Below are 23,369 nucleotides of genomic sequence, written 5' to 3' on the forward strand. Positions count from 1 at the left end.
AAGCCGGCGGATCAAACAGCACAACCTGGGCCAGTCATTCCACCTCTTGCTTTGCCGCAGGCCGCTCCTCAAGCGGCCGTGCCCACAGCGCCGCCGAAGCCAGTCGCGCCGGTCCAGCCACAATCGCCTGCCGCGCCTCCACCGACGCAAGCGCCTCAAAATGCGGCTCCGAAGACGGCGCAAGCGCCCAGCGCCCCGAAGGAAAATGCATCGGAGCCTGTAAAGAGATACATCGTGCCTTCAAGCAAACTGGAGCTTGCGGGCGAGTTCGATCGTCGACAATGGACCATTTATCTGACGCCGGAAGAGGCGCGTTCGCAAGCAGTCTTGAACTTCGCATATCAAAATGCCATCGTGGTTGCGCCAGAGGCCTCGCAGATTACCGTCTTCATCAACAACCGGCAGATCGCACAGCAGCGCGTATCATCGCCTGATGGCATAACGCCCGTTCATTTCGACCTGCCACGCGGGCTGCTGCAGTCGGGTGTCAATCTGATCGCTTTCGAGGTCAATCAGCGACATCGAACGGATTGCACGATCCAGTCGACCTATGATCTTTGGACGACCATCGATCCCTCCCAAACATTCCTCAGTTTCTCAAATGCCAATGCGGCGCGTTGGTCGAGCACGGACGCTATTAAGGCTATCGGTGTCGATACGACCGGTGCGACTGGCTTTTCCTTTCTGGTGCCGGCGCTTGAGCAGCCCGCGACCGTCAAACCCCTGCTGCGTCTAAGCCAGGGACTGTCGCTTCTCAGCGGAATGCCGAACGAAAACTTCTCGTTCGGCTCATCCTCCCTTCCATCCGCCGCTCCCGGCAGAATGGTCATTCTCGTGGGCACGGTGGACGAAGTGCAGCCTTTTCTGCCGAACATACCAGCAGGAGCGCGCAGCGGCAGCTTCGCTTCCTTTGTCAGTGACCCCAAGGGGAACGGGGCGATCCTTCTGATCAGTGGCCCGACATGGGACGCTGTCAGCGCCGCAATCGAAGGCATTGTCGGTCCGGCAGACCGGCCTTTGGATAACCGGCGAACAGTTCTTTCCACGCAGCGTTGGTCGGCGCCAGATGTACCGCTGATCTTCTCGGCAAACAGAGTGTCCTTAGCCGAGCTCGGCGTGACAACAAGAGAGTTTGCGGGTCGTCGCTTCCGCACGAACTTCAACATCGCCGTTCCCGCTGATTTTTATGCCAACAGCTATGGCGAGATGACCATCCTGCTGGACGCCGCCTATACTGAAAAGGTGCAGCCGGGCAGCCACATTGATGTTTATGTCAACGGCAACATCGCCTCCACGGTGCCTATCACCTCCAATGATGGCGGTATCCTTCGACATTTGCCAATTCGCGTCACGATGCGGCACATAAAGCCCGGCCTCAACGTGATGTCGATGGAAGCAGTGCTTCTCACCGCAGAAGACAAGGTTTGCGCTCCAGGCGCCACCGCTTTGCCGCAGCCGCGCTTTGTCTTGTTCGATACCACCGAATTGGCTGTTCCCGATTTTGCCCGGATAGCGCAGCGGCCTAACCTCGCTGCATTTGCGGGTACGGGTTATCCGTACGGACAAGCCAGGACGCCTGTGTCGATATACTTCGAGCGCGTCGATCCTGATGTTCTATCGGCGGCAGCGACGATGTTCGCAGAAATGGCATCTGCTTCCGGGCGCTTGGTTCCCGTGGATATCGTCAGTTCTCCGGCAGCCATCGGCGATCGCAACGCGATATTCCTGGGCTCGATTGCGCAAATACCGGCGACTGTTCTGTCTCAACTCAACATTTCACCAGCGGCTCAGGCGTCCTGGCGACCCGCAGCGGTCGCCGATGCACAATCGAATACGGCAGCGACCTTTGAAGAATGGCGCTCGAAAGTCAGCGCTGGAATCTGGCAAGGGCAAGTAACCGCCTTCGAAGACTGGTTACGAAGAAATTTCGATATCTCCTTGGGATCTCTGCATTTTCTTCCGTCGAAGGAGGAGGTTGTCANAGCGACCTTTGAAGAATGGCGCTCGAAAGTCAGCGCTGGAATCTGGCAAGGGCAAGTAACCGCCTTCGAAGACTGGTTACGAAGAAATTTCGATATCTCCTTGGGATCTCTGCATTTTCTTCCGTCGAAGGAGGAGGTTGTCACGCCTTCGAATGCGGCAAGTTTCATGTTGGCGCAGGGATCGAGCCCGGCTGGTACCGGCACCTGGACGCTCGTGACCGCGCCCGCTCTGCCAAGCCTTCGAGAAGGTGTACAAAGGCTCACTACGGAGCAAAATTGGAATGAGGTTGCCGGGCGTGTCGTAACCTACGCAGAAAAAACCGGAAAAATAGAGACCAGGCCGGTAGCAACATTCGATTTCGTTCCGACTGTTCCGTGGTCCATCACGAATTATCGGCTGATTTTGGCAAACTGGCTGTCCGCAAACATCCTGACCTATGCTCTTTTGTTCGTAATTTTCTCTGTTTTAACGGGAATTGCAGCTTCCATTATGCTCTCCAACCTTGGACGGCGTAAATGAGGATTTGGTCCTGTTTCGGCCTGCTGTTTGCGGCAATCACTCTGATATGCCTGCCTCAGACGGCGGGTGCTGCCGGCTCGGTCGATCCGCAATTTTGGGCGGCGTATAAAGAGAAATTTCTCGATCCGAGCGGGCGAATTATCGATAACGGCAACGGAAACATCAGCCACAGCGAAGGGCAGGGCTATGGCTTGTTGCTCGCTTATCTTGCCGATAGCCCGTCTGACTTCGAGCAAATCTGGTATTTCACCAGGACGGAATTGTTGTTGAGAGATGATGGTCTTGCGGTATGGAAGTGGGACCCGTCTGAAACACCCCATGTGAAAGACTCGAACAATGCCACCGATGGCGATCTCTTGATTGCCTATGCGCTCGCGCTCGCGGGTTCTAGCTGGAGCCGGAATGACTATCTGGCAGTCGCGCAGAAAATGGCGAAGTCGATCCTGTCAGAAACCGTTGTGACCGTCGGCGGGCGCACGCTGCTTCTTCCCGGCACACAGGGTTTTACATCCTCCGACCGGAAGGATGGACCCGTCGTGAACTTGTCTTATTGGATCTATGAGGCTCTTCCTGTCATGAAGGCGCTTGCGCCCTCTGACTCGTGGGACAAGCTGGCAGCCGATGGGTTGGATCTTACCGACGATGCCCAGTTCGGGCCACGCAAGCTCCCGCCGGAGTGGCTGAGCGTCGTGCGCGTACCGGCACCGGCAACGGGCTTCGACGTCGAGTTTGGCTACAACGCCATTCGCATCCCGCTTTACCTCATTCGGGGTGGCGTGACCGATGCTGCACTCCTTGAGCGCCTTAGGACTGCAATGATTGCCGGCGACGGCACACCGGCAATCTTCGATTTGATGAGTGGCAAAGTCAAAGAGCCATTGCCTGATCCAGGTTATCAGATCGTCGGCGATCTTCTCGCTTGTGTACTTCACAAGACGAAACTGTCAGATTCGGTACGCCGATTCGCGCCAGCATACTACTATCCGTCAACACTTCAGCTTTTGGGGCTGTCTTACGCAATGGAGAGACATCCAGAGTGTCTGTGAAGCCAACCCTTGTCGCGGTCGCCGCAGCCGCTGTTGTAGCCTTGCTCATCACCGGGCTTAAGGATCGGTCCGCCTTGCGATCGAGACTTGGCCTCGGAGAAGAGCCAGCCCAGGTCATGATGATGGGACGGCTGCAGGAGCCGAACGGCCAGTCCGTCTCATCGGGGGATCAGATGGACACTATGGCGGCGAAGGTGCGAGAGGCAACGCAGGCACCTGCGCCGACCGACGTGCAGGGGACCGAGGCACAAAAGACCGAGGCAACAAAAAGCGCGGCTCCCAAGAGCGAAACGCCGCCACCCGTCGAGCAGCAACAAAGCCAGCAGCAACAGGCTCAGGCAACGCAACAACCCGCTCAGCAGCCGGTTCCGTCAAGCCAACAAGAGGTCGATGAGAGCGCGCTCCGTTACTTTGCAAGTAAAGGCGACAAGGCACGCCTTCAGGCCGAAATCTCAAGGTTGCAAGCGCTTTATCCGAATTGGGTGCCGCCTGCCGATCCCCTTGCCGTACCACAAAACGGAGATCCGCAGCTGGAGGCGATGTGGCGCCTTTATGCAGACGGACGTTATGCCGAGCTTCGCAAGGCTATCGCAGACCGCCGAACGGCCGATCCTGCTTGGGCTCCACCTGCCGATCTTTTGGAACGTCTCGATATTGCCGAGGCGCGACAAAGGTTGGTCAATGCCTCCGATCTGAAGCAGTATGAGACGGTTATCGGCATCGGTGCCTCAGCGCCAAGCCTCCTTACTTGCGCGGATCTGGATGTCCTATGGCGCGTCGCCGAGGCGTTTGCCAAAACCGAACGCGAAGAGCGCGCTGCCGACGCCTATTCATACATCCTGAAAAATTGCTCCGACCCCCAACAAAGGTTGGCGACCATCCAGAAGGCTGCGGGGCTCACATCCTACTCGACGATGCAGCGTCTTCTTGCCTTCGAAAAGAAGGATGCCAATGGGAAAGGCGAGTTTGGGTCCCTTCGGGACGATCTCGCAAGACGTTTTGTCGCTGAAGCCAATGAGGATACAAAGCTTCAGATTTCACAAGATTACGTTCAGCGGCTCGAGACGGTTGCACGAGCGCAGGGCCAGGCTTCGGACGCGCTTCTTCTTGGCTGGTACAACTACCGTCGCCAAGACACCGCCGCAGCGGAAGAATGGTTCAGGGCGGCCCGTGCGAAGCAGGATTCTGCGTTCGCTTCTCAAGGCCTTTCGCTGGTCTTGATTGAAGAGAAGAAACCTCAGGAAGCCGAAGACGTCATGTATAAATGGCGGGAGGATTCCGACGAGGCAATGGCCACTTACCTTGCGGCCGTCGCAAATCTGCTTGCGCAGCAGCCCCCCGCCGACTTGAAAGAGGATGTACTGGCTCGGATGGCAGCCGAAACGGTTCGGCAGAAAAATGTGGCGGCTGCTCAGCAGTTCGGCTGGTATTCGCGCATCCTCAATCAGCCACAGACAGCCGCGCACTGGTTCGAAGCTGCGCTTTCCTGGAAGGCCGACGACGAGCCTTCTGCCTATGGTTTAGCCTTGACGCGCAGCCAGCTCAACGATCAACGCGGATTGGCAGAGCTGCAGCGCGCCTGGGCCGGGCGGTCGGCGAGAATAGAGACCTTGGGCGAGACCGTAAGACCAAATCCGAATGGTCAGCCACAGCCGAATCTTGCGCCATCAGCGGGGCTTCGAAATGTTGCGCCACAGGTAGCAGCTTCTACCTTAGAAGCTCCCCGCCAGCCGTCTGCGCAGCAGTCCAACGCAACGTATGCGAGCGAGATGCGGAGCATGGCAGTTCAAAGAGGCGGCAGACAGGACACTGCAGGATGCACTGCCACAGTGGACGTTTCGACACTGTCGCCATCGGCAGCGCTTTCGAGAGGTTGGTGCCTGATGAACCTCAACCGTCCTATGGAAGCCGTTGCCGCATTTGAAGCCGCGCTTTCAAGCCAGAGCAGGCAGGACCGTGAAGATGCTGCCTACGGGCAGAGCCTGGCGTATCTGCGGGCAGGTTTGTCGAATAACGCCGCCGTGGCAGCGACCAAAGCGCCACAGCGGCGTGAGCGTGCGATGGAGTTGCAGGTTGCGATCCTCTCGGACCGGGCGGTTACCGCGTTCCGGGCAAAACGCTATCGCGAAGCACTTGTTTATCTTGATCAGAGGGCTCAGCTGAAGCAGGAGACGACCGATCTCTTGGTGCTGCGTGGCTATTCCTATTATAATTTGAAGATGTATGACGACGCGTTGCGTGTTTTCGAAACGGCCGCTGCGACAGGAAACAAGGATGCCAATCGCGGCATAGCCGACATTCGGGCAGCTCTTTATCCGGACAAGACAAACTAGCCGATCTGGCTCGAAGCGAGCCAGATCGAAGAGCGTTCAAATATCCTTGGCAATACGAAGGCCGTCATAAATGGCGGCATGCGTGTTGCGGGCGGCGATGGCGTCGCCGATGCGAAACAGCTGAAATTGTCCCTGGGGGTTGCGCACGACGGTTTGAGGTTCGCCGGCCAAAAGCTGATCATAGGACGTTTCACCGAGATTTTTCGAGAGTGGCTTGAGCTCAAAGTAAAGTTCATCCAGCGGGATTGTCCCATGGTTCACGACGATCTGGTCGACGATCCGCTCCTTCTCGACAGCCCCGTAATCGCTGCCGACTTTTGCAACCAGCTGGTTACCGCGCCTTTCCGCAGATTGCAGCCGAAAGGTCACCGTGAACGTAACATCGAGCTTTTGCAATGAGCGCATATACGGCACGAGGTTCATTGCCATGACCTCCGGCGCAAATGACCGATCGGGCGTCATAATCTCAACCTTGGCGCCGGCTTTGGCCAGGACTTCTGCCGCCTGAAGGCCTGCATGATCGCCGGCGTCGTCGAAAACGAGCACGTTCGATCCCGGTTTGACATCGCCGGAAATGATGTCCCAGGAGGAAACCATCAGATCATTGCCTTGAGTGAGGACGTTAGTGTGTGGAAGGCCACCAGTCGCGATGATCACGACGTCCGGGTCTAATGCAATGATCGTTTCCTGCTCTGCCCAAGTGTTGAAATGGAACGTGACGCCGTTTTTCTCGCACTGGCTCATGCGCCAGTCTATGATGCTGATCATTTCGCGGCGCCTCTTGCTTTGCGCCGTCAGCCTGATCTGCCCGCCAGGATTGTTTGCAGCTTCGAACACAGTGACCTCGTGACCGCGCTCTGCACAAACCCGCGCTGCTTCAAGACCGGCTGGTCCGGCTCCCACGATAACGATTTTCTTCTTTTGAGGGGACTTCGCAATGACATGCGGCATCGTCTCCTCACGGCCTGTGGCTGCGTTATGGATACAGAAGGCCATGCCCCCTTGATAAATGCGGTCGAGGCAATAATTCGCGCCAACGCATGGCCTGATATCATCCTCGCGCTTTTCAATGATCTTCCGCACGATATGGGGGTCGGTCATGTGGGCACGGGTCATACCGACCATGTCGACTTTCCCGGATGCAATTGCGTAGCGTGCGGTTGCAACGTCGGGAATTTTCGCGGCATGGAAGGTCGGGAAGTTTGTCGCTGAGCGGATCTCGCCGGCAAAATCGAGATGCGGCGAGTTCGCCATTCCCTGGATTGGAATGACGTCGGTGAGACCTGGATCGGTGTCGATGTGCCCGCGGATGACGTTGAGGTAATCAATGAGGCCGCTGTTCTTGAGCCTCCTTGAGACCTCAAATCCTTCTTCGCGGTCGGTGCCGCCGGGCAGACATTCATCTGCAGTATAGCGGATGCCAACGATAAAGTCGTTTCCGACGCGTTCGCGAATGGCGGTGAGAACGTTGAAGCAAAAACGCATTCGGTTGTCGAGGGAGCCGCCGTAGGCGCCGTCGAGTTCGTTCGTAGCCGGCGATATGAACTGGTCAAGAAGATGCCCATAGGCTTCAAGCTCGATCCCATCCATGCCGCCGGCCTTCATGCGCTCCGCAGCGTCGGCAAAATCCTTGATGATCCGCTCGATATCCCAATCTTCGACTTTCTTGGGAAACGCTCGATGTGCCGCTTCGCGCTGATGCGAGGGTGAAACCACAGGAAGCCAGTCACCCTTATCCCATCGAGTACGTCGACCGAGGTGGGTCAGCTGTATCATGATCGCAGAACCATGCTCGTGCACGGCGTCGGTCATTTCCCGGATCCAAGGTACGATTTCATCCTTGTAGGCGAGCAGGTTATTGAAAACTGGCGGACTGTCCTTGGACACCGCCGCGGATCCGGCCGTCATCGTAAGGGCCACACCACCTTTCGCACGTTCCACCGTATAGGCACGATAACGTTGCTTGGGCATTCCATCTTCCGGGTAGGCTGGCTCATGCGACGTTACGATGATGCGATTGCGAAGGGTGAGATGCTTGAGTTGAAAGGGCTGAAGAAGAGGATCGTTCGACATGTGCCGGCTCCGAAACGAGAATTATCGGCACGGTAAAAGGAAATGTACATCTGTGTCAATCTAACAAACACAAACGTCATTTTATTTGACATGAATGTACATAATTATTGAACTGATGTTTCGCTTTTGCTAGCACTACCTCATGGATCAAACATTGCACGACAGCGGATGGCGCGGTTCGCAGGAGGGATGGCTGGAAGCAGCCTATGAATCCCTGCTTGAGTCCGGCGTGGACGCTGTGAAGATCTTGCCCCTTGCTAAGAAGCTCAATCTCTCCAGAACAAGTTTCTATTGGTTCTTTAAGGATCGTGAGGAGTTGCTTGCGGCGCTCCTATGTCGCTGGCGGGACAAAAATACCGGAGGGATAGTCAAACAGGCCACGGCTTACGCCGAAACGCTTGTCGAGGCGATGCTGAACGTCTTTGACTGCTGGCTGGACCAAAACCTTTTCGACAGCAAGTTCGAGTTCGCTGTCAGAAGTTGGGCGCTTCAGTCTGAAGAAATTCTGGAGGAGGTTCGTAAGGCTGATCAAACTCGCATGGACGCTATTGCTGCCATGTTTCGACGCTTCCAAGTCTGTGAAACCTCTGCAGATGTGAGAGCTCGAACCACCTACCTCGTGCAAATTGGTTATATATCGATGCAGTCCACCGAGACGCTCGATGTGCGTATGAAGCGCATACCCGACTACATCGCCATCTACACAGGTGAAACACCGCAGCAGCGTGAGTTGGATCGTTTTTTTGCCCGACATGGCTATAGGCCGGGCTAGGGGGAGTTGATGGTCGACGGCGTCTTGCGGATAGGCGTGATTGGTGGAGCCGGCTGGCTCGGTAAAGCTCTGACAAGCGCCGTGATTTCTGCAGGCGTAGTGTCACCGACCCATGTAAGCTTATCCTATCGTCGACAGAGAGCGGACGGCTTTGATGGTTGCTTTTGGACGCAGGATAATCAGGAGCTTGCAGACAGATCAGATGTCATACTCCTTTCGGTTCGTCCGCAGGATTGGCACGCGATCAAAGTGGATATGAAGGGGAAGCTTGTCATTTCGGTTATGGCGGGCATTTCGCTCGACACGCTCTCGAAGCAGCACAAAACGGATCGTGTCGTCCGTGCGCTCCCCAATGCGGCCGCGGAAATCGGCCTGTCTTACACGCCGTGGATTGCCTCGCACGCCGTGAATAAAGCCGATCGCTTCGTTGTTCGCTCCATTTTCAAAGCCTGCGGACACGAGGACGAAGTCGAAAGCGATCGGCAGATCGACTATCTGACCGGGCTCAGCGGCTCCGGTCCGGCCTTTCCAGCGCTTCTTGCATCGGCGATGATGCAGCATGCCAAAGCCTTCGGGCTAAGCGATGAGGTTGCGCGCCGCGCAGTCGTCAACCTACTCAAGGGAACGGGCCGGCTTTTCGAAAGGCATGATTATAGTCCTGACGAGGTCGTTAAAACCTTTGTCGATTATGACGGGACGACGGCCGCGGGCATCATTACAATGCGTGACGCATATTTTCACGATGCCGTCGCGAGCGGTCTCACTGCCGCATTCGAGAAATCGGTAAGAATGGGAGATGCTTCCTGACAACCGGGGAGGGCGGGCCTGCGGCATCCCGCTCGTTGATCGCAGCCGCTAAAAAGAGGGAAACGAAAATGAAAATGCTTCTTGCAACAACGTGTCTAGCTGCAGGACTAATGGGAGTGATGTCATCTGCGAACGCGGCATCTTGCGGTTCCGTCACCATCGCAAGCATGAACTGGCAAAGCGCTGAAGTTTTATCGAACCTCGACAAGATCATTCTCAACGAGGGCTATGGTTGCGACGCTGAAATCACCATTGGGGATACCGTCCCCACGATCACGTCCATGGCTGAAAAGGGCAAGCCGGATATCGCCCCAGAAGCCTGGATCGACCTTCTGCCAGACGTGGTGAAGAAGGGAACGGATGAGGGCCGCATCATAAAGGTCGGTTCGCCGCTGCCCGATGGCGGCGTTCAGGGCTGGTGGATCCCGAAATATGTCGCCGATGCTCACCCCGACATCAAGACGATCCCGGACATGTTCAAGCATCCTGAGCTGTTCCCGAACCCAGAGGATAGCTCGAAAGGGGCGGTCTATAACGGCCCACAAGGCTGGGGCGGTACTGTTGTAACCGCCCAACTTTTCAAAGCCTTTGGTGGTGAAAAAGCCGGATTTACTCTCGTCGACACGGGCTCATCGGCCGGCCTCGATGGGTCGATTGCCAAGGCGAACGAGCGCAAGGCGCCTTGGGTTGGATACTATTGGGCACCGACAGCGCTGCTTGGCAAATATCAGATGGTAAAACTGGATGAAGGCGTTGCGGCCAACCCGACTGAATGGAAGCGCTGCATTACGGTCGCCGACTGTTCCGATCCGAAGCCAGCTGCCTGGCCAAAGGATACGATCGTTACGCTCGTTGCTAAACCTTTCTCCGAAAAGGCCGGTCCCGAGGTAATGGCTTATCTTCAAAAACGCTCCTGGAGCAACGACACAGTCAACAAGCTGATGGCTTGGATGACAGACAACCAGGCCAGCGGCGAAGATGGAGCGAAGCACTTCCTAAAGGAAAATAAGGATCTGTGGTCCAAGTGGGTCTCTGAAGACGCTGCAAAGAAGATCGAAGCTTCGCTTTGATTGCTCAAGGCGACGCGTTGCTACGCGTCGCCCCTCATGAACAATAAAGGCTTGTGACGGCTCTTTCAGCGAAGGGGAACCGCATGGAGTGGTTTTATAAATTCCCGCATTTGAGTGACGACAATCTCAGAAACCTTAAGAAAGCGATCGATGACGGCTTTCGGGGTTTCACACGCGGATATGGAGACGCCATCGAGGGCCTGTTCTCTCCGCTACAGCAGTTTCTCATTGCCGTTGACCGGTTCATGACCCAGACGCCATGGCCTATCATCACGATCATTATCCTCGCGATCGCCTGGTTTGCCAGCCGGAGCATGAAGATCGTCCTCAGCTGCCTCGTGACGCTGCTCCTGATCGGGTTCTTCGATATGTGGACCGACACGATGAGCACCATTGCGATGATATTTGTGAGCACTGTTTTATCGATCGCGATCGGCCTGCCCACGGGAATTCTTATGGCGCGCTCGGACAGAGTTCAGCGCATCATTCATCCGATCCTCGACGTGATGCAGACGATGCCGAGCTTTGTCTATCTGATACCCGTTGTCATGCTGCTGGGCATCGGCCGGGTACCTGGCCTTATCGCAGTCGTCATCTATGCAATCCCGCCGATGATCCGATTGACCGATCTAGGCATACGCCTGGTGGATAAGGATGTTTTGGAGGCAGCCGATGCCTTCGGTGTTTCCAGATCGCAAAAGCTCTTCAAGGTTCAGTTGCCGCTCGCCTTGCCGACGATCATGGCCGGGATAAATCAGACGATCATGATGGCGCTGGCAATGGTTGTCGTCGCGTCGATGATTGGCGTTCAAGGTCTTGGGCAGCCTGTTTTGAAAGCCATCGCAAACCAGTACTTCACGCTAGGTATTTTCAACGGACTTGCCATCGTAGGCATCGCCATCATCTTTGACAGAGTCAGCCAGGCCTATGGCAAGCGGCTCCAGAAGCACCGGGAGGTCGTGCATGGCTGAGGCTCGGTTTGGTGGTATCAAGATCCGTCACCTCTACAAGATATTCGGTTCGCAAGCGGCCGCGCATGTCGATGCGGTCAAAAAGGGAATGTCGAAAACCGAGCTCAATCGGCTGCATGGGCATGTTCTCGGATTACGGGACATCAACATCGAAATTCCCTCCGGCTGCATTCAGGTCATCATGGGTCTTTCTGGATCAGGAAAGTCCACCTTGATCCGCCACATCAATCGCCTGATTGATCCGACGGCGGGCGAGGTTCTTGTCGACGGCGTGGACGTCGTGAAGATGAGCGAGATCGAACTTCGTGATTTCCGCCGGCATCAAACGGCAATGGTATTTCAGAAATTCGCGCTACTGCCCCACCGTAACGTTCTCGATAACACCATGTTCGGGCTCGAAGTCCAAGGTGTGGAAAAGACCAAGGCGAGAGATATTGCTATGCGCTGGATCGAGCGCGTCGGTTTGAAAGGATTTGATGAGAAATACCCCAATCAACTCTCCGGTGGCATGCAGCAACGGGTAGGTCTTGCACGGGCGCTGTCCAACGACGCTCCGGTTCTTCTTATGGACGAGGCTTACTCGGCTCTCGATCCTCTTATCCGTACCGATATGCAGACGGTACTGCTCGATATCCAGAGCGAGATCAAAAAGACCATCGTCTTCATCACCCATGATCTGGATGAGGCATTAAGACTTGGGGATCAGATCGCAATTCTGCGGGATGGCGAAGTCATTCAGCAGGGAACTAGTCAGGATATCGTGCTGCGACCGGCGGATGACTACGTGGCCAACTTTGTGAAGGAAGTCAATCGTGGAAGGGTAGTTCAGGTCGAAGCGGTTATGCAGCCACTCACCACTGGGTACGCTTCAAGCGGCTTAACCATTGCGGCGAGTTCAACGGTTGAAGAGGCTGTTCGCCAGCTGTCGAAGGCCGAAGATAGCGAGGTTACCGTTGTTTCGCCAAGTGGTCAGCCCGTCGGGGTCGTGACATTTCGCCAACTTGCTTGTTCGATGGTCAACTCAGATTCCGAAGATGGGAAGCCGTCTCCAAACCTCGTGGCTGCGCTCTGAGAAAGAGCAGTCAACGAGGCGTATGGGGCTGTCCGTCCTAAAGCAAATTCACGTGCGCACGTCATTACGATGCATTCCATCTTAGGAAAGATGAAATTAATGACAAGACGTTGCTATTCGAGCGATCAGTGAAGGTGCGAAAGTCTCTTGAGGGCAACCGGGGAGGGCAGACATCTTGAAAAAGCTGCTAAACAAAAACTCCGGCTGACATTCTTCGCATGAAATCCATGCGCGTACGTGCAGTTTGGCAAATGTCCAATGCTGCTCGATGCCGACTTATTGCGCTGGTACCACGGCAACTCGTTCGAGTTGGGCGGTCTGCTGCATTGGTTGCGGCACAGCGGCGATTGCAAACATTGCGCAGACGTAAACAGCAAACACAGAGGCTGCGACGGTTGTTTTGATCATCTCATATCTCCATCGTTGCCAATCACTTTATCACCAACCTTCGGTCTTCGCAACGAAGATGAACGCCAGATGAACGATCCTTCATCACATAGACGCGATGAGGGACATCTCTCGTGAAGGTGAAAAAGCGTAGCAATCGAGACCAGATTTTGTTTTTAAAGCTTTGAAAGAAATTGATCTGAAGGGGCTTGCATCGTGAGAGCTGAGAGACTACTGAGAGCTCGCTACGAAGCAGGTCGGGGCGTAGCGCAGCCCGGTAGCGCACTTGACTGGGGGTCAAGGGGTCGCTGGTTCGAGTCCAGTCGCCCCGACCATTTATTTCATGAGTTGTGTCAGTATTAGGTACGCATTTGCGTTGATTGCGTCGCTCTGCCCGGATTCTTTCATTTCGACAGGTAATTCGAGCGGACAAAGAGGTGAATTAGGCAATTATTTCTGGGGGGATTTCGTCAAACAGGTGTGGTGCATGCGCTCGCCGTTGACGATGTCAGCCATTGCATCTTAGTCATAGTGCACATACGCACGATGTGACCGTTTAGATTCTGCGATGTCTGCACCAAGGCAGAAGCATGAAACTTCTTCGTCCTCATCAACGTACATACAAGTGAGCTGAACGAGGATAAGCATTCATGGATATGGCGGATGACGATCGGATTGCAACATGCAAGGACGCTCTTGGTCAGAGCTTCAGGTCGTTTTTTCATCAAAGCATTGCCAGCGGCTGGTCTGAAGAAGAAGTCGCATTGGCGCTGGTAGAATTGGCAGAAGCGCAGGTTGCGCGACTTATGACAAACGCAATGCTGGATGCTGAAGCCCAGATGCAGTTGATCTCCCCCGGCAGTCGATTGAAAATGTGACCCCGCTGGCAAGCGACGTTTTAAGATCGCTTGCCTTAGCATGGCTGTCCTCAGACCAGTAGATCGGCATGGCGCGCCGCTGAAATGAATGACTTCGACGCAATGCTAGGGCACCGAAGTCCGTCCACTGCATCTTTGCAATGTTGAACTGCAATGCGGTATCTGCTGCAATGAGTTCCAGGCCACCTGCCAAGATACTCGACCGCATCCCAGGCACTTTCGATAATCACGGTCGCATCTGAGGATTTTACCCTCACCGGCGACGGGAAAGGCTTGTAAGTCAAGTTATGATCCAGATGTTGGGCATCGTCCGACATCGGCATCGATTTCGGAAGCGGAATGCATCGGTTTGTTAAAATGGGAGCCGTATGTTCATCCGTCCCGATGGACGGCCCATCGGTTCTTGAAAAACAATATCCTTGGGAAAAGGATGTTCGCGAACGGCTTTACTTCTGTTCGATTGAAACGCCGTTTTCGCCAATATTCATTTCGACGCCCTTAGGCTTCGTTTGTTCATGATAAATATACGCGCCCAGCCCGATTACGACGACAAGAAGGGCACCAATAACAAAATACAAACCGTTACTTTTCACGCGAATTTCCTAAGTGAGGTAAGAACGGGCGAGAAACGCGTGGGTCTGTGCATGGTTCCCTTAGTGCGTAAAAATAAATTATATTGATTGCTCGATGGTGTTTCTCTTCATCGTCAAAATACAAAGCCAAAAATGGCTTTGCTGCAGACTTTCATTCAGCAAGGTGTTTCTGCGTTTTGTGTCTCACCTGCGCAGCTCGATCTTGGGCTGCCCGCTCAATCATCATTAGTCGCATCGAGATTTTCAGGTCTGATACCATCAGAAGACCCGAGCTTCTGTTTCATAAAGACGCCTGGACCGCCAAATGAGGCCTCTGCTACCTCAAAAAAACCGACGCCAGCTTGTTCGAGTGCGTGTCGCACCGACTCAAAGGCTGCTGAAGCGGTTCTTGGCTGATCTTCTTTTTCGATCATCAACAGGTCTTGGGCAGAAAGCCCTGTCGTGGCGGCCAAGTCTTCAATGCTCAAGCCTGCCATGGCTCTCGCTGCACGAATTTGAAATGCTTTTATCATGGAAACTCAAATAGAGCTGACCTGAGTGATCTCAAGCCCTCTAAGGGCGCCACTTCTGCTCCAGTGCGATGCATCCCCATAAGATGCCGAAGAGAATATAGACATGCCGCCAATGGTCCAAGTCGATCACATTGCCGATCCCCGCATGTCCCAGAAGCGTGATCCATGCAATCGCCAGAAATGGCTGCCAGGGCCGCTCGCGCAATAGATACGAAAAGCCCAGCCATAGGGTGACCAGAAGGAGTGTTACGTAACTCACAAAGCCGAGCCATCCGTAGGTCGTCAGCGATTTCAGCCAGATGTTGTGCTCGTCTTCCGGAAACATCGTGCCGAAAACCAGAGGGCCGATCCCCAAAGGGCGTTCCATCATCATCTGGAAGCCGATCCGATGCCGTTCGAACCTGCCGAGATGTTCCCCGTCATATTGCTGAACGAGCTGCGCACGTGTTGAGAAGAGGTCGGCGACTTTTGGTATTTGCAGTGCGATCAGCAATGCTGCCATCATCATGCCCACGGCCAGCAAGGAGAGCGTCAGGACCCGCAGACGAAACCGCGTGCTGCGCTGTTTCAGAAGCATTACGAGGATCAGCGAGATGACGCTGAAGGCGTAAAGGCCCCAGGCCGCGCGCGAGAATGACAGGAACACGCCAAGCGTGAGAATAAGCAATGCCAAAATCTTCAGCGGCATGCCCAAGACCCGCCCGCCAAGGATGCCCTGAATCAAATAGAGGGCAGGGGGGATGAGAAAGGGTCCGAAGACATTCGGGTCCTGGAAGGCGCCCTTGGCGCGATCGTAAAGCGTGAAGACTTCCGAGCCCGGGAACGCATGGAAATATCCCAAGATGCCGAGAGAGGCGGTAATGACGGCAGCAACCGTCCAAGCCTTGAAGATGAGAGGCAAACGGGCGCTGCTCTCCTCAATGATCGCTGCATAGAAAACCGAGGTCAGGGCCAGAAAGGTCGAGACGGCGATATACATCGGCCCTGTCGCCAGATCACGCATCTGCGTGAGGGACAACATGCCGCCAATGTTGAATAGCAAGAAAAGCGCAAGCAATGGCAAAGTGGCGCGCGAAATCCGCAGGCCCAGAAGAAACCATATGCCGATCAGGCCCGCCATATAAAGTTCATAGGGCGCAGGCTCGTCAATCACGAAGCCCGACAAGAAGACCCCGAAGGCAACGAGGCAGGAGCCGATAATCCTCAGCGTGGCGCGCTGAGGATGTAAGACCACCTCGTGTTCTGAGGGAATAGCGCTCAATAGGCGTTTTCCGTGTTCAGCAGCCGAATGGGTGTCAGCACGAGAATTTTCAGATCGAACCAGAGCGACCAGTTCTCGATGTAATGCAGATCATAGGCCGTTCGGAGGCGAATTTTCTCTTCGGTATCGACCTCGCCACGCCAACCATTGATCTGGGCCCAGCCTGTCACGCCAGGCTTGACGCGGTGGCGCGCAAAATAGCCTTCGACGATATCAGCCCAGGGACGGTCCTTTGTTTGAGCGAGAACAGCATGCGGGCGCGGCCCAACAAGCGAAAGGTCGCCCTTCAGAACGTTGAACAGTTGGGGCAACTCGTCGATCGAGGTTTTGCGGATAAAGCGACCGACGCGGGTCACCCGCGGATCGCCTTTTGTGACGACGACTTTGGCGTTTTGGTCTGTCATGTTCGTGTACATCGACCGAAATTTGAAGACCTTGATGACTTCATTGTTGAAGCCATGCCGTTTCTGCATGAAGAAAACAGGGCCTTCGGAGGTGGCCTTGATGGCAATCGCCGTGGCGACCATCACGGGCCAAAGAAAGCAGAGTGCCAACGAGGCGATCACGATGTCGAAGCCTCGTTTTGCCACCGAGTCCCAATCGCGGATTGGCTTGTTGAAAATATCCAACATGGGCACGATGCCGATATGCGAATAGGTCCGGGGTCGGAAGCGAAGCCGATTGGCATGTGCAGCGAGGCGGATATCGACCGGCAGGACCCACAATTTTTTAAGGAGTTGCAGGATGCGCTCTTCGGCGCTCATCGGCAACGCGATGATCAGCATATCCAAGCGCGTGATACGCGCGAACTCGACGAGTTCCGAGACCTTGCCGAGTTTAGGATAACCCGCCACCATCACGGGAGAGCGCCCTTCGCCGCGATCGTCGAAGATGCCGCAGATGCGGATGTCGTTGTCGGGCTGAGCCTCAAGCGCGCGTATCAGTTCACGTGCTGGTTCGCCGCCGCCGACAATGATGGCGCGTCGTTCCATGATGCCATTGCGGGCCCAACGGCGGATGCTGAATGCGATCAGAAACCGCAGGATCGCAAAAAGAATGCCGCCGGCCAGTAGCCAAGCGCCGCAAAAGCCAAGCACGGCTTTGTCGATGCCAGCCACCACGAAAAGGCCACAGGAGCAAAGGGTGAACGCTATAACGTAAGCCGTCAAAAAGCGCGGCAGCAGTCTGACCCGGGCGCGCAGCGCGGGAATGGAATAGGCATCTGCAGTTTGTAGGGCGAGAAGCATCACGATCGCATAACTGACAGACGTCAGCACTGCGCCTTCAAGGGAGGTGCCGCCAGGAAACGGCGAATAGGTGACGAGCAGGAAGAAGCCTAGGATAGCCTGCAGCAGAAATTCAAAAAGACGCAAGAGGCCAATCACCAGTGCCGGAGAATAGGCCTCGCCTCCCAGTTGGTGCGCAATTTGGCGTGCATAGTCGTTCAGCGATCCTGCCTCGGAAGGGCCGCTGCCCGTGGTGTCGGGAGCTGGAGAAACATGGCTTCCTCCATCCTCGACGCTGAACTGGTTTGGGTGTTCTACCTTGTTCATACGCTCGCCGCCTGTTTCAGACAGCGCCTAGCACGAAAGCTACTAAGAAAGCTTTACGTATCGGGGAAGCGGTGGGGTTGCAGGCGCTCGACAAGCTCGCTGTAAGCCGTCATGACCTGCTGCGCCATGTGAGACGCACTGAAGGCCAATTCAATCGCACCACGCGCCGGCATGACAGTGTGGTGCCAATTGGGCGTGGTCAGCGCTTCAGCCATCACACGCGCAAGATCGTCGGAATTACCAGGCTCCACAAGCGCCGCGCTCGTTTTGCCGAGTGCTTCCGGAATGCCCCCGACTCGGCAGGCAACGATGGTCTTTCCTGCCGCCAGCCCCTCCAGAACGATGTAGGGCATTGCTTCGGCGCGTGACGGCACCACGAGAATCTGTGACATGGTGAAGGCCTCCTTCACGCGCATTGCCGGCAACATGCTGATGCGCCGGTTGAGCCCGCTTTCCACGATCATCGCGAGATACTTATCCCTATCGGGACCATCGCCGATCACGAGGGCCGAGAGCGGTCGACCGAGAATTCGCTCCGTCTTGGCGAAGGCTTCGATGAAGACATCCGGCCCCTTAAGGTCACGCAACATCCCCACATACATGAAATCGACGCTATCGAGACGGGGCGGGATGATTTCGAAGTCTCGTTCATTAATGCCGTTATAGATCAGCCGCGTCGCGATCCGAGGCTTTCCGATCTTCTTGTTGTAGGTGATTTCCTCGTATTCGCAGATGAAGAGAAGAGTATCTGTCAGCCGCTCCTGAAAGCGTTCGGCCCGCAGTACAAGTTGACCACTAAGCGACGAGCGCGAATAGTGCAGACTTCCCCCATGAGCGGTGTAAAGCCGGGCGACGCGATTTCCGCCGATCCTGAGCGCCGTTCCCGCAAGGCGCGCGATGACGCCGCCCTTGGCGCCATGCCCGTGAAGGACATCCGGCTTCAAAGCTTTGATTTGCCGGAATGTGTTTCTCAAGACCCGCGCATCGCTCAGGCTGATGGAGCGCTGAATAGGAATACGGATAAGCCCCAGGGAGAGATATGGCTTGATATCTTCGAAGAGCAGATCTTCGTGTTCGCCGCCGGTTGAGCTATCACAGATAATACCGATCTCATGACCGGCTTTGCTGTGCTCTTCCACCAAATCGCGGACGTGACGGAAGATGCCTCCTACGGGTGAACGAAAGCAATGGAGGATCCTCAGCGGCTTTTTTGTCATGACGGGTTAAAAGAGACGCTCCCGTACGTAGATCGTGTCACCCGCGATGATCGCAGAGGAAATATTGACGCGTCCCGTCAGGACCTCTCCGTTGATTTTGCGCGTGACATCCACCGTCGACTGGTTGGCGCGCGGCGTGAACCCGCCGGCGACCGCAATGGCATTTTGAACCGTCATTCCTGGAACGTAAGCATATTGCCCCGGCTGGCCGACCTCTCCCATGATGAAGACGGACCGGTATCGATCGATATCGATCGTCACGTCCGGATCGCGCAGGTAACCTTGCCGAAGCTTTTGAGCAATCTGGCCGGACAGTTGCTGAAGAGTGCGGCCTCGTGCCGCCACCTGACCGACAAGCGGAAAGGCGATATAGCCTGCCTGATCGACGGTGTAGGTATTGCTCATCGACGGCTGATCGAAAACCGTGATGCGGAGCCTGTCGCCGCTATCAAGGTGATAAGGCTGCAGTGCGGCCTCGTTGAAGGCAGGTGGCGCAGGCTTATAGGTATTGCAGCCGGAAGTAATGAAGGCCACAACGGCAAGAGCCAGAGCTATAAAAGTGTTCTTCGCGGAAAAATGCATAGCAATCGGCTCGTAGCGAACGATTCTGTTGATCCGTTATCGTTCCGTTAGGGTTAACGAGTAGTAAAGAGAGGAGCGATTAGCCGCTCTAGACGCGTTTTAAAGGCTACAGTGCCCATTGGTGGCCCATTAACACTCAAGTTACCATGATCCTTTACGGTGAAGACTTGGCTTGTGTTGGAGTGCTGTATGTCGAGCTCAGCGGCAAATCAGGATGTAGATATCGACCTTGGCGTTTTGGCGCGTGCCATTTGGCGTCGCCGCTTTCGCATCGTAATCCTGACCGCGACGGTAGCCTGTGCGGCATTCGTTGCAGCAAAGATGGTCACGCCGCAGTATAAAAGCGAGACGCGCATTCTCATCGAGCAGCGGGCGCCCGCCTTTGCGAGCACGCAGACTGAAGGGGCGATCAGCAATCCTCTGCTCGATGAGCTCAATATCGCCAGCCAGGTTCAGTTGCTGCAATCGGCCGACCTGATCAAAAGCGTCATTGCCAGCCAGAAGCTTTATGAGCGCCCTGAATTCGATAAGGCCGCCAATGGCTCAGCCTTCTCCAACCTTCTGATTGCCTTGCACCTGAAGAAGAACCCACTGGAGGTTCCCCCTGAGGAGCGGCTCATCGATGTCTTTAACGAGAAACTTCAAGTCTATCAGGTGCCGGGATCGCGTGTCATCGGCATCACATTTTCATCGCGTGATCCGCAGCTCGCCGCTACCATCCCGAATGCCATGGCCAAGGCATATTTGGCGCTCCAAAGCGGTGCAAAGCTTGATTCCAACTCCGAAGCCACGCGCTGGCTGGAACCGGAAATCGAAAAGCTTCGGCAGAAAGTCGAAGAGGCCGAACAAAAGGTCGCATCCTATCGCAGCGAACACGGCCTTTTGCCCACCAACAGCGGAACAACCTTTCCAGCCCAGCAGCTCAATGACATCTCGGCCGAATTAACGCGTGTCAGGGGCGAGCGCGCGAATGCGGAGGCGAGGGCCAATGCTGTACGCACCGCAATCTCATCTGGCGAAGCGTCCGATACTTTACCGGACATTATTGGCTCCCCGACAATCCAGCGCCTGAAGGCGACGGAGTCCGCTCTCCAGTCGCAGATCTCCGATCTGCAGACGGTACTTCTTCAAAATCATCCGAGATTGAGGGGCTTGAGAGCGCAACTGACGGATATCCGCAGCCAGATCCGCAGTGAGACACAAAACGTGCTGGCGAGCATCGAAAACGAAAAAACCGTCGCTGACATGCGCCTGCGTCAGCTTGAGCAGCAGGTCGCCTCGTTAAAATCGACAAGCGCTGCAGCTGGCGAGGCAGAAGTGGGCCTTGCATCGTTGGAGCGTGAGGCGACGGCACAGCGCTCGCTCCTGGAAACCTATCTTTCCCGGTATCGGGAAGCGACATCGCGCGTCGACAAGAATTCTGCACCGGCCGATGCTCGAATTGTGTCTGCCGCCGTCCAGCCTGTCGATCCTTATTTTCCCAAAACTGGCGTGATTGTTGTGGTCGCGGCTGTCGCAACCTTCGTCTTGACGATAATCGGCCTGATCCTGACCGAGCTTTTCAGCGGCCGAGCGTTGCGTCCGGTAGGGGCACCAACCATCACCGTGATAGAAGAAGAAAGCCTTCCGGCGATTGCAAAGATCGAGCCGGAAAGCAAAAAAGCTCGATATTTCGGGTTACGTAAGAGAAAGCCTCTCAGAGATCCAATCGAACGTCGGCCTCTCGTCAAGACCGACGACGAGGTCGTCCTCTCGACAGAACAGAACGAAACTGCAAAGCCAGACGAGGTCCGTGTCGTAGAGCCAGCCGCCGACCGGATTTCGGCTGAGGTCGCAACCCCAATTATAGCGGAGCCTTTGCCCAAGAGCCTCGATGCTGATGACAACGAGTTCTCCGTCATCTCGGTCGCCGATTATCTTATTCGAGTGCGGGCAGCACTGGTCGTTTCGATTTCCCCGACGGGCGACGATGGCTCGGCCGCGGCCGTGTCGCTGGCGAGGGCTTTAGCGGATGCCGGAAAGCGCGTCGTCCTTCTTGATCTTACCACATCGGGCTGTCCGACAGGTCTCATGATGGCTGAGCCCAATGCGGCGGGCGTGACCGATCTTCTGGCCGGGGCTGTCGCCTTCGGCGATACGATCCACATTGATCGCCTGTCGGAAGTTCATATCGTGCCTCAGGGTAAAGGTGATCTGCATCTTGCGATGCGAGGAGCCGACAGGCTTTCGATCCTTATCGATGCACTGGTCTCCGCCTATGAGACGGTGGTCGTGGAATGCGGCGCGGCTGATGTTGCCAGCGTGGCGCGGCTGACGGGAAGCAAAGATATCGAGATCGTTCTGTCGATGCCGCATATGGTCGAGCAGACCTTTGTCGACACGATGGTTGCCTTCGAGGCTGCCGGCTACCAGCGCATTCTTCTGATGTCCGGCGGAGACGACGGCCGTGGTCACCTCGCTATACGCGATGCCGCCTAGCCGGGCAGGGCGCGTCTTAAACGCTGCGCCCATCGATAGGCGCGGTCATTCGATTTGATGACCCTCTTTGCGAGAGACTGGCTTCGATGGAGAGCAGCTCCGATATGGCCAGCCTTGCTGATAGGCAGAACGGCATCATAGTGCTTGGTCTCGCACGGTGCCCAGGAGCGCTTGTAGTTTTGGTCACCGATTCCAAAGTCGAAGAGCACTGTCGATCCGTCGTGAAAACCGGCAATCATTTGCCAGAATAGGAATTCTCCGGGACTGGCATCGCGGGCCGGACCATCATCGATAGAACTGAATTCGCAAAGAACATGATCGCCTTTGCGCGCAATCCCTGCAATGGCGGCTATTTGGTTTTCATGTGCGCCCTTCAGTCGGAGCGCATGCATCTCGAAACGGAAACCTGTGCTTCGACCAGCAGACCGGTCAAGAATGGCATGAAAGAACTGCTTTACCTCAGGGCCGGAAAACACGTTCTTGAAGCCGAGCGCCTCAAGCCGCTTCGATTTTTGTTCGAAGAAGAGATCGAGGAGGCGGTGTTGTTCGCCAAGGTCGGCGTTGGACTTCAGGTATTCGAAGCCGCCGAGCTCTCCGAGGCGTTTCGATTGAATACGAAACTTCCGGCGGCGGGTCTTGGCATTCAATTGCGACAGCGTTTCATCCAAACTACCCTTTAGGGGCAGTTGGTAAGCGCTGTTCTGGTTGCGCGTCAAAGGCAGCAAAGCAAGCGGGTTGCGTCGGCCGCGCCAAGTCAGCGGCAGGTTTTCGAGAAGGAGGAAATCAGCACAGTCCTTGAGCGCTTCTTTCAGTGCTTTCTTCAGCTCAACCGCCGCTTGGTCCAGGTTCTGAGCGGCCCAATCCGCAAAATCTGCCGCGAAGAGGCCGGTGCTAATGTTGCCATGTGGCGCAGCAATGAAACGCGCCACTTTTCCACCGAAGACCTCAATAATCTCGAGTGGGAGGACGAAGGCGGTTTTGCCTTGGAACTTGCCTTGGACGATCGCGACGCGAGAATCGCAGGCTTCGATCCAAGCCGCGCACCAATCGTAGCTATGGTAAAGCGAGTTGAAATGATCCTCTTCGAGGGCGCGCCAATCCGTTTCAATATCTGCGATGCTGCCAGACAGGTTTAGCTCAAGCATGGCGTTGGAAATAGCCTTGCATCACGCAAGACGGATGCGCGTGCTTCGGCCTGCAACGATACGAGATTGTTTCACTACCGAGCATCGGGTCTGCCGCCCCGCCGCAGCGTTTTTCGA

Annotated in this window: 21 protein-coding genes and 1 tRNA gene; 11 read left to right on the forward strand and 11 right to left on the reverse strand. The window is 55.6% G+C overall.

The window, feature by feature from the left end; translation table 11 throughout:
* Positions 1-34: 34 nt before the first annotated feature.
* Positions 35-211 carry a hypothetical protein gene (locus VQ830_RS03035; protein WP_337266639.1) on the reverse strand — a complete coding sequence of 59 codons (177 nt, stop codon included), beginning with the start codon at positions 209-211 and terminating at the stop codon, positions 35-37.
* A 20-nt stretch (positions 212-231) separates the two neighbouring features.
* Between VQ830_RS03035 and VQ830_RS03040 the strand changes: the two genes are divergently transcribed.
* Genes VQ830_RS03040 through VQ830_RS03050 form a run of 3 tightly spaced genes read left to right on the forward strand, consistent with a single transcriptional unit; the run spans position 232 to position 5,881 of the window.
* Positions 232-2,502, forward strand: coding sequence for a cellulose biosynthesis cyclic di-GMP-binding regulatory protein BcsB (locus VQ830_RS03040; protein ID WP_337266634.1), 2,271 nt, complete (start codon positions 232-234; stop codon positions 2,500-2,502).
* A complete protein-coding gene (locus tag VQ830_RS03045; protein ID WP_337266562.1) occupies positions 2,499-3,548 on the forward strand; it encodes a family 8 glycosyl hydrolase in 1,050 nt (349 codons plus the stop codon). The genes VQ830_RS03040 and VQ830_RS03045 overlap by 4 nt, the downstream gene beginning before the upstream one ends.
* A complete protein-coding gene (locus VQ830_RS03050; protein WP_337266635.1) occupies positions 3,545-5,881 on the forward strand; it encodes a tetratricopeptide repeat protein in 2,337 nt (778 codons plus the stop codon). Before VQ830_RS03045 ends, VQ830_RS03050 begins: the two co-directional genes overlap by 4 nt.
* Before the next feature lie 36 nt (positions 5,882-5,917).
* On the opposite strand, the gene VQ830_RS03055 is transcribed toward VQ830_RS03050, so the two are convergent.
* The gene (locus VQ830_RS03055; RefSeq protein WP_337266563.1) at positions 5,918-7,954 is read right to left on the reverse strand and encodes an oxidoreductase; all 2,037 of its coding nucleotides are present in this window, start codon (positions 7,952-7,954) and stop codon (positions 5,918-5,920) included.
* 142 nt (positions 7,955-8,096) lie between these two features.
* Here VQ830_RS03055 and VQ830_RS03060 point away from each other — a divergent pair, with 142 nt between their 5' ends.
* The 5 genes from VQ830_RS03060 (at position 8,097) to VQ830_RS03080 (ending at position 12,646) form a co-directional block, all read left to right on the forward strand.
* Positions 8,097-8,726 carry a TetR/AcrR family transcriptional regulator gene (locus VQ830_RS03060; protein WP_337266564.1) on the forward strand — a complete coding sequence of 210 codons (630 nt, stop codon included), beginning with the start codon at positions 8,097-8,099 and terminating at the stop codon, positions 8,724-8,726.
* A gap of 9 nt (positions 8,727-8,735) precedes the next feature.
* Positions 8,736-9,533, forward strand: a complete 798-nt coding sequence (locus tag VQ830_RS03065) for a pyrroline-5-carboxylate reductase family protein (protein ID WP_337266565.1) — start codon at positions 8,736-8,738, stop codon at positions 9,531-9,533.
* A 68-nt stretch (positions 9,534-9,601) separates the two neighbouring features.
* Entirely contained in the window at positions 9,602-10,603 is a 1,002-nt protein-coding gene (locus VQ830_RS03070; protein ID WP_337266566.1) for an ABC transporter substrate-binding protein, read from the forward strand.
* A gap of 83 nt (positions 10,604-10,686) precedes the next feature.
* A complete protein-coding gene (locus VQ830_RS03075; protein WP_337266567.1) occupies positions 10,687-11,574 on the forward strand; it encodes an ABC transporter permease in 888 nt (295 codons plus the stop codon).
* Positions 11,567-12,646: a quaternary amine ABC transporter ATP-binding protein gene (locus VQ830_RS03080; RefSeq protein ID WP_337266568.1), complete on the forward strand. Its 1,080-nt coding sequence runs from the start codon at positions 11,567-11,569 to the stop codon at positions 12,644-12,646. Before VQ830_RS03075 ends, VQ830_RS03080 begins: the two co-directional genes overlap by 8 nt.
* Before the next feature lie 276 nt (positions 12,647-12,922).
* Here VQ830_RS03080 and VQ830_RS03085 read toward each other — a convergent pair whose 3' ends face one another.
* On the reverse strand, positions 12,923-13,054 hold the full coding sequence (locus tag VQ830_RS03085) for a hypothetical protein (RefSeq protein ID WP_337266569.1): 132 nt from the start codon (positions 13,052-13,054) through the stop codon (positions 12,923-12,925).
* A 237-nt stretch (positions 13,055-13,291) separates the two neighbouring features.
* On the opposite strand from VQ830_RS03085, the gene VQ830_RS03090 reads away from it, so the two are divergent.
* Positions 13,292-13,368, forward strand: a tRNA-Pro gene (locus tag VQ830_RS03090).
* Positions 13,369-13,683: 315 nt separating this feature from the next.
* Positions 13,684-13,911: a hypothetical protein gene (locus tag VQ830_RS03095; RefSeq protein ID WP_337266570.1), complete on the forward strand. Its 228-nt coding sequence runs from the start codon at positions 13,684-13,686 to the stop codon at positions 13,909-13,911.
* A gap of 50 nt (positions 13,912-13,961) precedes the next feature.
* Here the strand turns inward: VQ830_RS03095 and VQ830_RS03100 are convergent, their stop codons facing one another.
* From VQ830_RS03100 to VQ830_RS03130, 7 genes are all read right to left on the reverse strand, one after another.
* Positions 13,962-14,234 carry a DUF982 domain-containing protein gene (locus VQ830_RS03100; RefSeq protein WP_438617144.1) on the reverse strand — a complete coding sequence of 91 codons (273 nt, stop codon included), beginning with the start codon at positions 14,232-14,234 and terminating at the stop codon, positions 13,962-13,964.
* 123 nt (positions 14,235-14,357) lie between these two features.
* On the reverse strand, positions 14,358-14,504 hold the full coding sequence (locus VQ830_RS03105) for a hypothetical protein (RefSeq protein ID WP_337266572.1): 147 nt from the start codon (positions 14,502-14,504) through the stop codon (positions 14,358-14,360).
* A gap of 215 nt (positions 14,505-14,719) precedes the next feature.
* Entirely contained in the window at positions 14,720-15,016 is a 297-nt protein-coding gene (locus tag VQ830_RS03110) for a helix-turn-helix domain-containing protein (RefSeq protein WP_337266573.1), read from the reverse strand.
* 40 nt (positions 15,017-15,056) lie between these two features.
* Entirely contained in the window at positions 15,057-16,277 is a 1,221-nt protein-coding gene (locus VQ830_RS03115; protein ID WP_337266574.1) for an O-antigen ligase family protein, read from the reverse strand.
* Positions 16,274-17,830 carry an undecaprenyl-phosphate glucose phosphotransferase gene (locus VQ830_RS03120; protein WP_337266575.1) on the reverse strand — a complete coding sequence of 519 codons (1,557 nt, stop codon included), beginning with the start codon at positions 17,828-17,830 and terminating at the stop codon, positions 16,274-16,276. Before VQ830_RS03120 ends, VQ830_RS03115 begins: the two co-directional genes overlap by 4 nt.
* A gap of 53 nt (positions 17,831-17,883) precedes the next feature.
* On the reverse strand, positions 17,884-19,047 hold the full coding sequence (locus tag VQ830_RS03125) for a glycosyltransferase family 4 protein (RefSeq protein WP_337266576.1): 1,164 nt from the start codon (positions 19,045-19,047) through the stop codon (positions 17,884-17,886).
* Between the two features lie 6 nt (positions 19,048-19,053).
* Positions 19,054-19,629 (reverse strand): polysaccharide biosynthesis/export family protein, encoded by a 576-nt coding sequence (locus VQ830_RS03130; RefSeq protein WP_337266577.1) that lies wholly within the window; start codon positions 19,627-19,629, stop codon positions 19,054-19,056.
* A gap of 189 nt (positions 19,630-19,818) precedes the next feature.
* Between VQ830_RS03130 and VQ830_RS03135 the strand changes: the two genes are divergently transcribed.
* Positions 19,819-22,107, forward strand: a complete 2,289-nt coding sequence (locus VQ830_RS03135) for an exopolysaccharide transport family protein (protein ID WP_337266578.1) — start codon at positions 19,819-19,821, stop codon at positions 22,105-22,107.
* Here the strand turns inward: VQ830_RS03135 and VQ830_RS03140 are convergent.
* Positions 22,104-23,252, reverse strand: coding sequence for a GNAT family N-acetyltransferase (locus VQ830_RS03140; RefSeq protein WP_337266579.1), 1,149 nt, complete (start codon positions 23,250-23,252; stop codon positions 22,104-22,106). The two genes, VQ830_RS03135 and VQ830_RS03140, sit on opposite strands and share 4 nt — an antisense overlap.
* Positions 23,253-23,369: the final 117 nt, after the last annotated feature.

The organism is Oryzifoliimicrobium ureilyticum, from assembly GCF_037199735.1.
In the GTDB taxonomy this organism is placed as follows: Bacteria; Pseudomonadota; Alphaproteobacteria; order Rhizobiales; family Rhizobiaceae; genus Rhizobium; species Rhizobium ureilyticus.

Coding starts and splice junctions, on each gene's coding strand:
- VQ830_RS03140 (WP_337266579.1), bottom strand. CDS start 23,252: ATGCTTGAGCTAAACCTGTCTGGCAGCATCGCAGATATTGAAACGGAT.
- VQ830_RS03035 (WP_337266639.1), bottom strand. CDS start 211: ATGCATTTTCCTTCGGGGCGCTGGGCGCTTGCGCCGTCTTCGGAGCCG.
- VQ830_RS03075 (WP_337266567.1), top strand. CDS start 10,687: ATGGAGTGGTTTTATAAATTCCCGCATTTGAGTGACGACAATCTCAGA.
- VQ830_RS03065 (WP_337266565.1), top strand. CDS start 8,736: ATGGTCGACGGCGTCTTGCGGATAGGCGTGATTGGTGGAGCCGGCTGG.
- VQ830_RS03055 (WP_337266563.1), bottom strand. CDS start 7,954: ATGTCGAACGATCCTCTTCTTCAGCCCTTTCAACTCAAGCATCTCACC.
- VQ830_RS03110 (WP_337266573.1), bottom strand. CDS start 15,016: ATGATAAAAGCATTTCAAATTCGTGCAGCGAGAGCCATGGCAGGCTTG.
- VQ830_RS03100 (WP_438617144.1), bottom strand. CDS start 14,234: ATGCCGATGTCGGACGATGCCCAACATCTGGATCATAACTTGACTTAC.
- VQ830_RS03080 (WP_337266568.1), top strand. CDS start 11,567: ATGGCTGAGGCTCGGTTTGGTGGTATCAAGATCCGTCACCTCTACAAG.
- VQ830_RS03060 (WP_337266564.1), top strand. CDS start 8,097: ATGGATCAAACATTGCACGACAGCGGATGGCGCGGTTCGCAGGAGGGA.
- VQ830_RS03130 (WP_337266577.1), bottom strand. CDS start 19,629: ATGCATTTTTCCGCGAAGAACACTTTTATAGCTCTGGCTCTTGCCGTT.
- VQ830_RS03085 (WP_337266569.1), bottom strand. CDS start 13,054: ATGATCAAAACAACCGTCGCAGCCTCTGTGTTTGCTGTTTACGTCTGC.
- VQ830_RS03095 (WP_337266570.1), top strand. CDS start 13,684: ATGGATATGGCGGATGACGATCGGATTGCAACATGCAAGGACGCTCTT.
- VQ830_RS03070 (WP_337266566.1), top strand. CDS start 9,602: ATGAAAATGCTTCTTGCAACAACGTGTCTAGCTGCAGGACTAATGGGA.
- VQ830_RS03120 (WP_337266575.1), bottom strand. CDS start 17,830: ATGAACAAGGTAGAACACCCAAACCAGTTCAGCGTCGAGGATGGAGGA.
- VQ830_RS03135 (WP_337266578.1), top strand. CDS start 19,819: ATGTCGAGCTCAGCGGCAAATCAGGATGTAGATATCGACCTTGGCGTT.
- VQ830_RS03125 (WP_337266576.1), bottom strand. CDS start 19,047: ATGACAAAAAAGCCGCTGAGGATCCTCCATTGCTTTCGTTCACCCGTA.
- VQ830_RS03045 (WP_337266562.1), top strand. CDS start 2,499: ATGAGGATTTGGTCCTGTTTCGGCCTGCTGTTTGCGGCAATCACTCTG.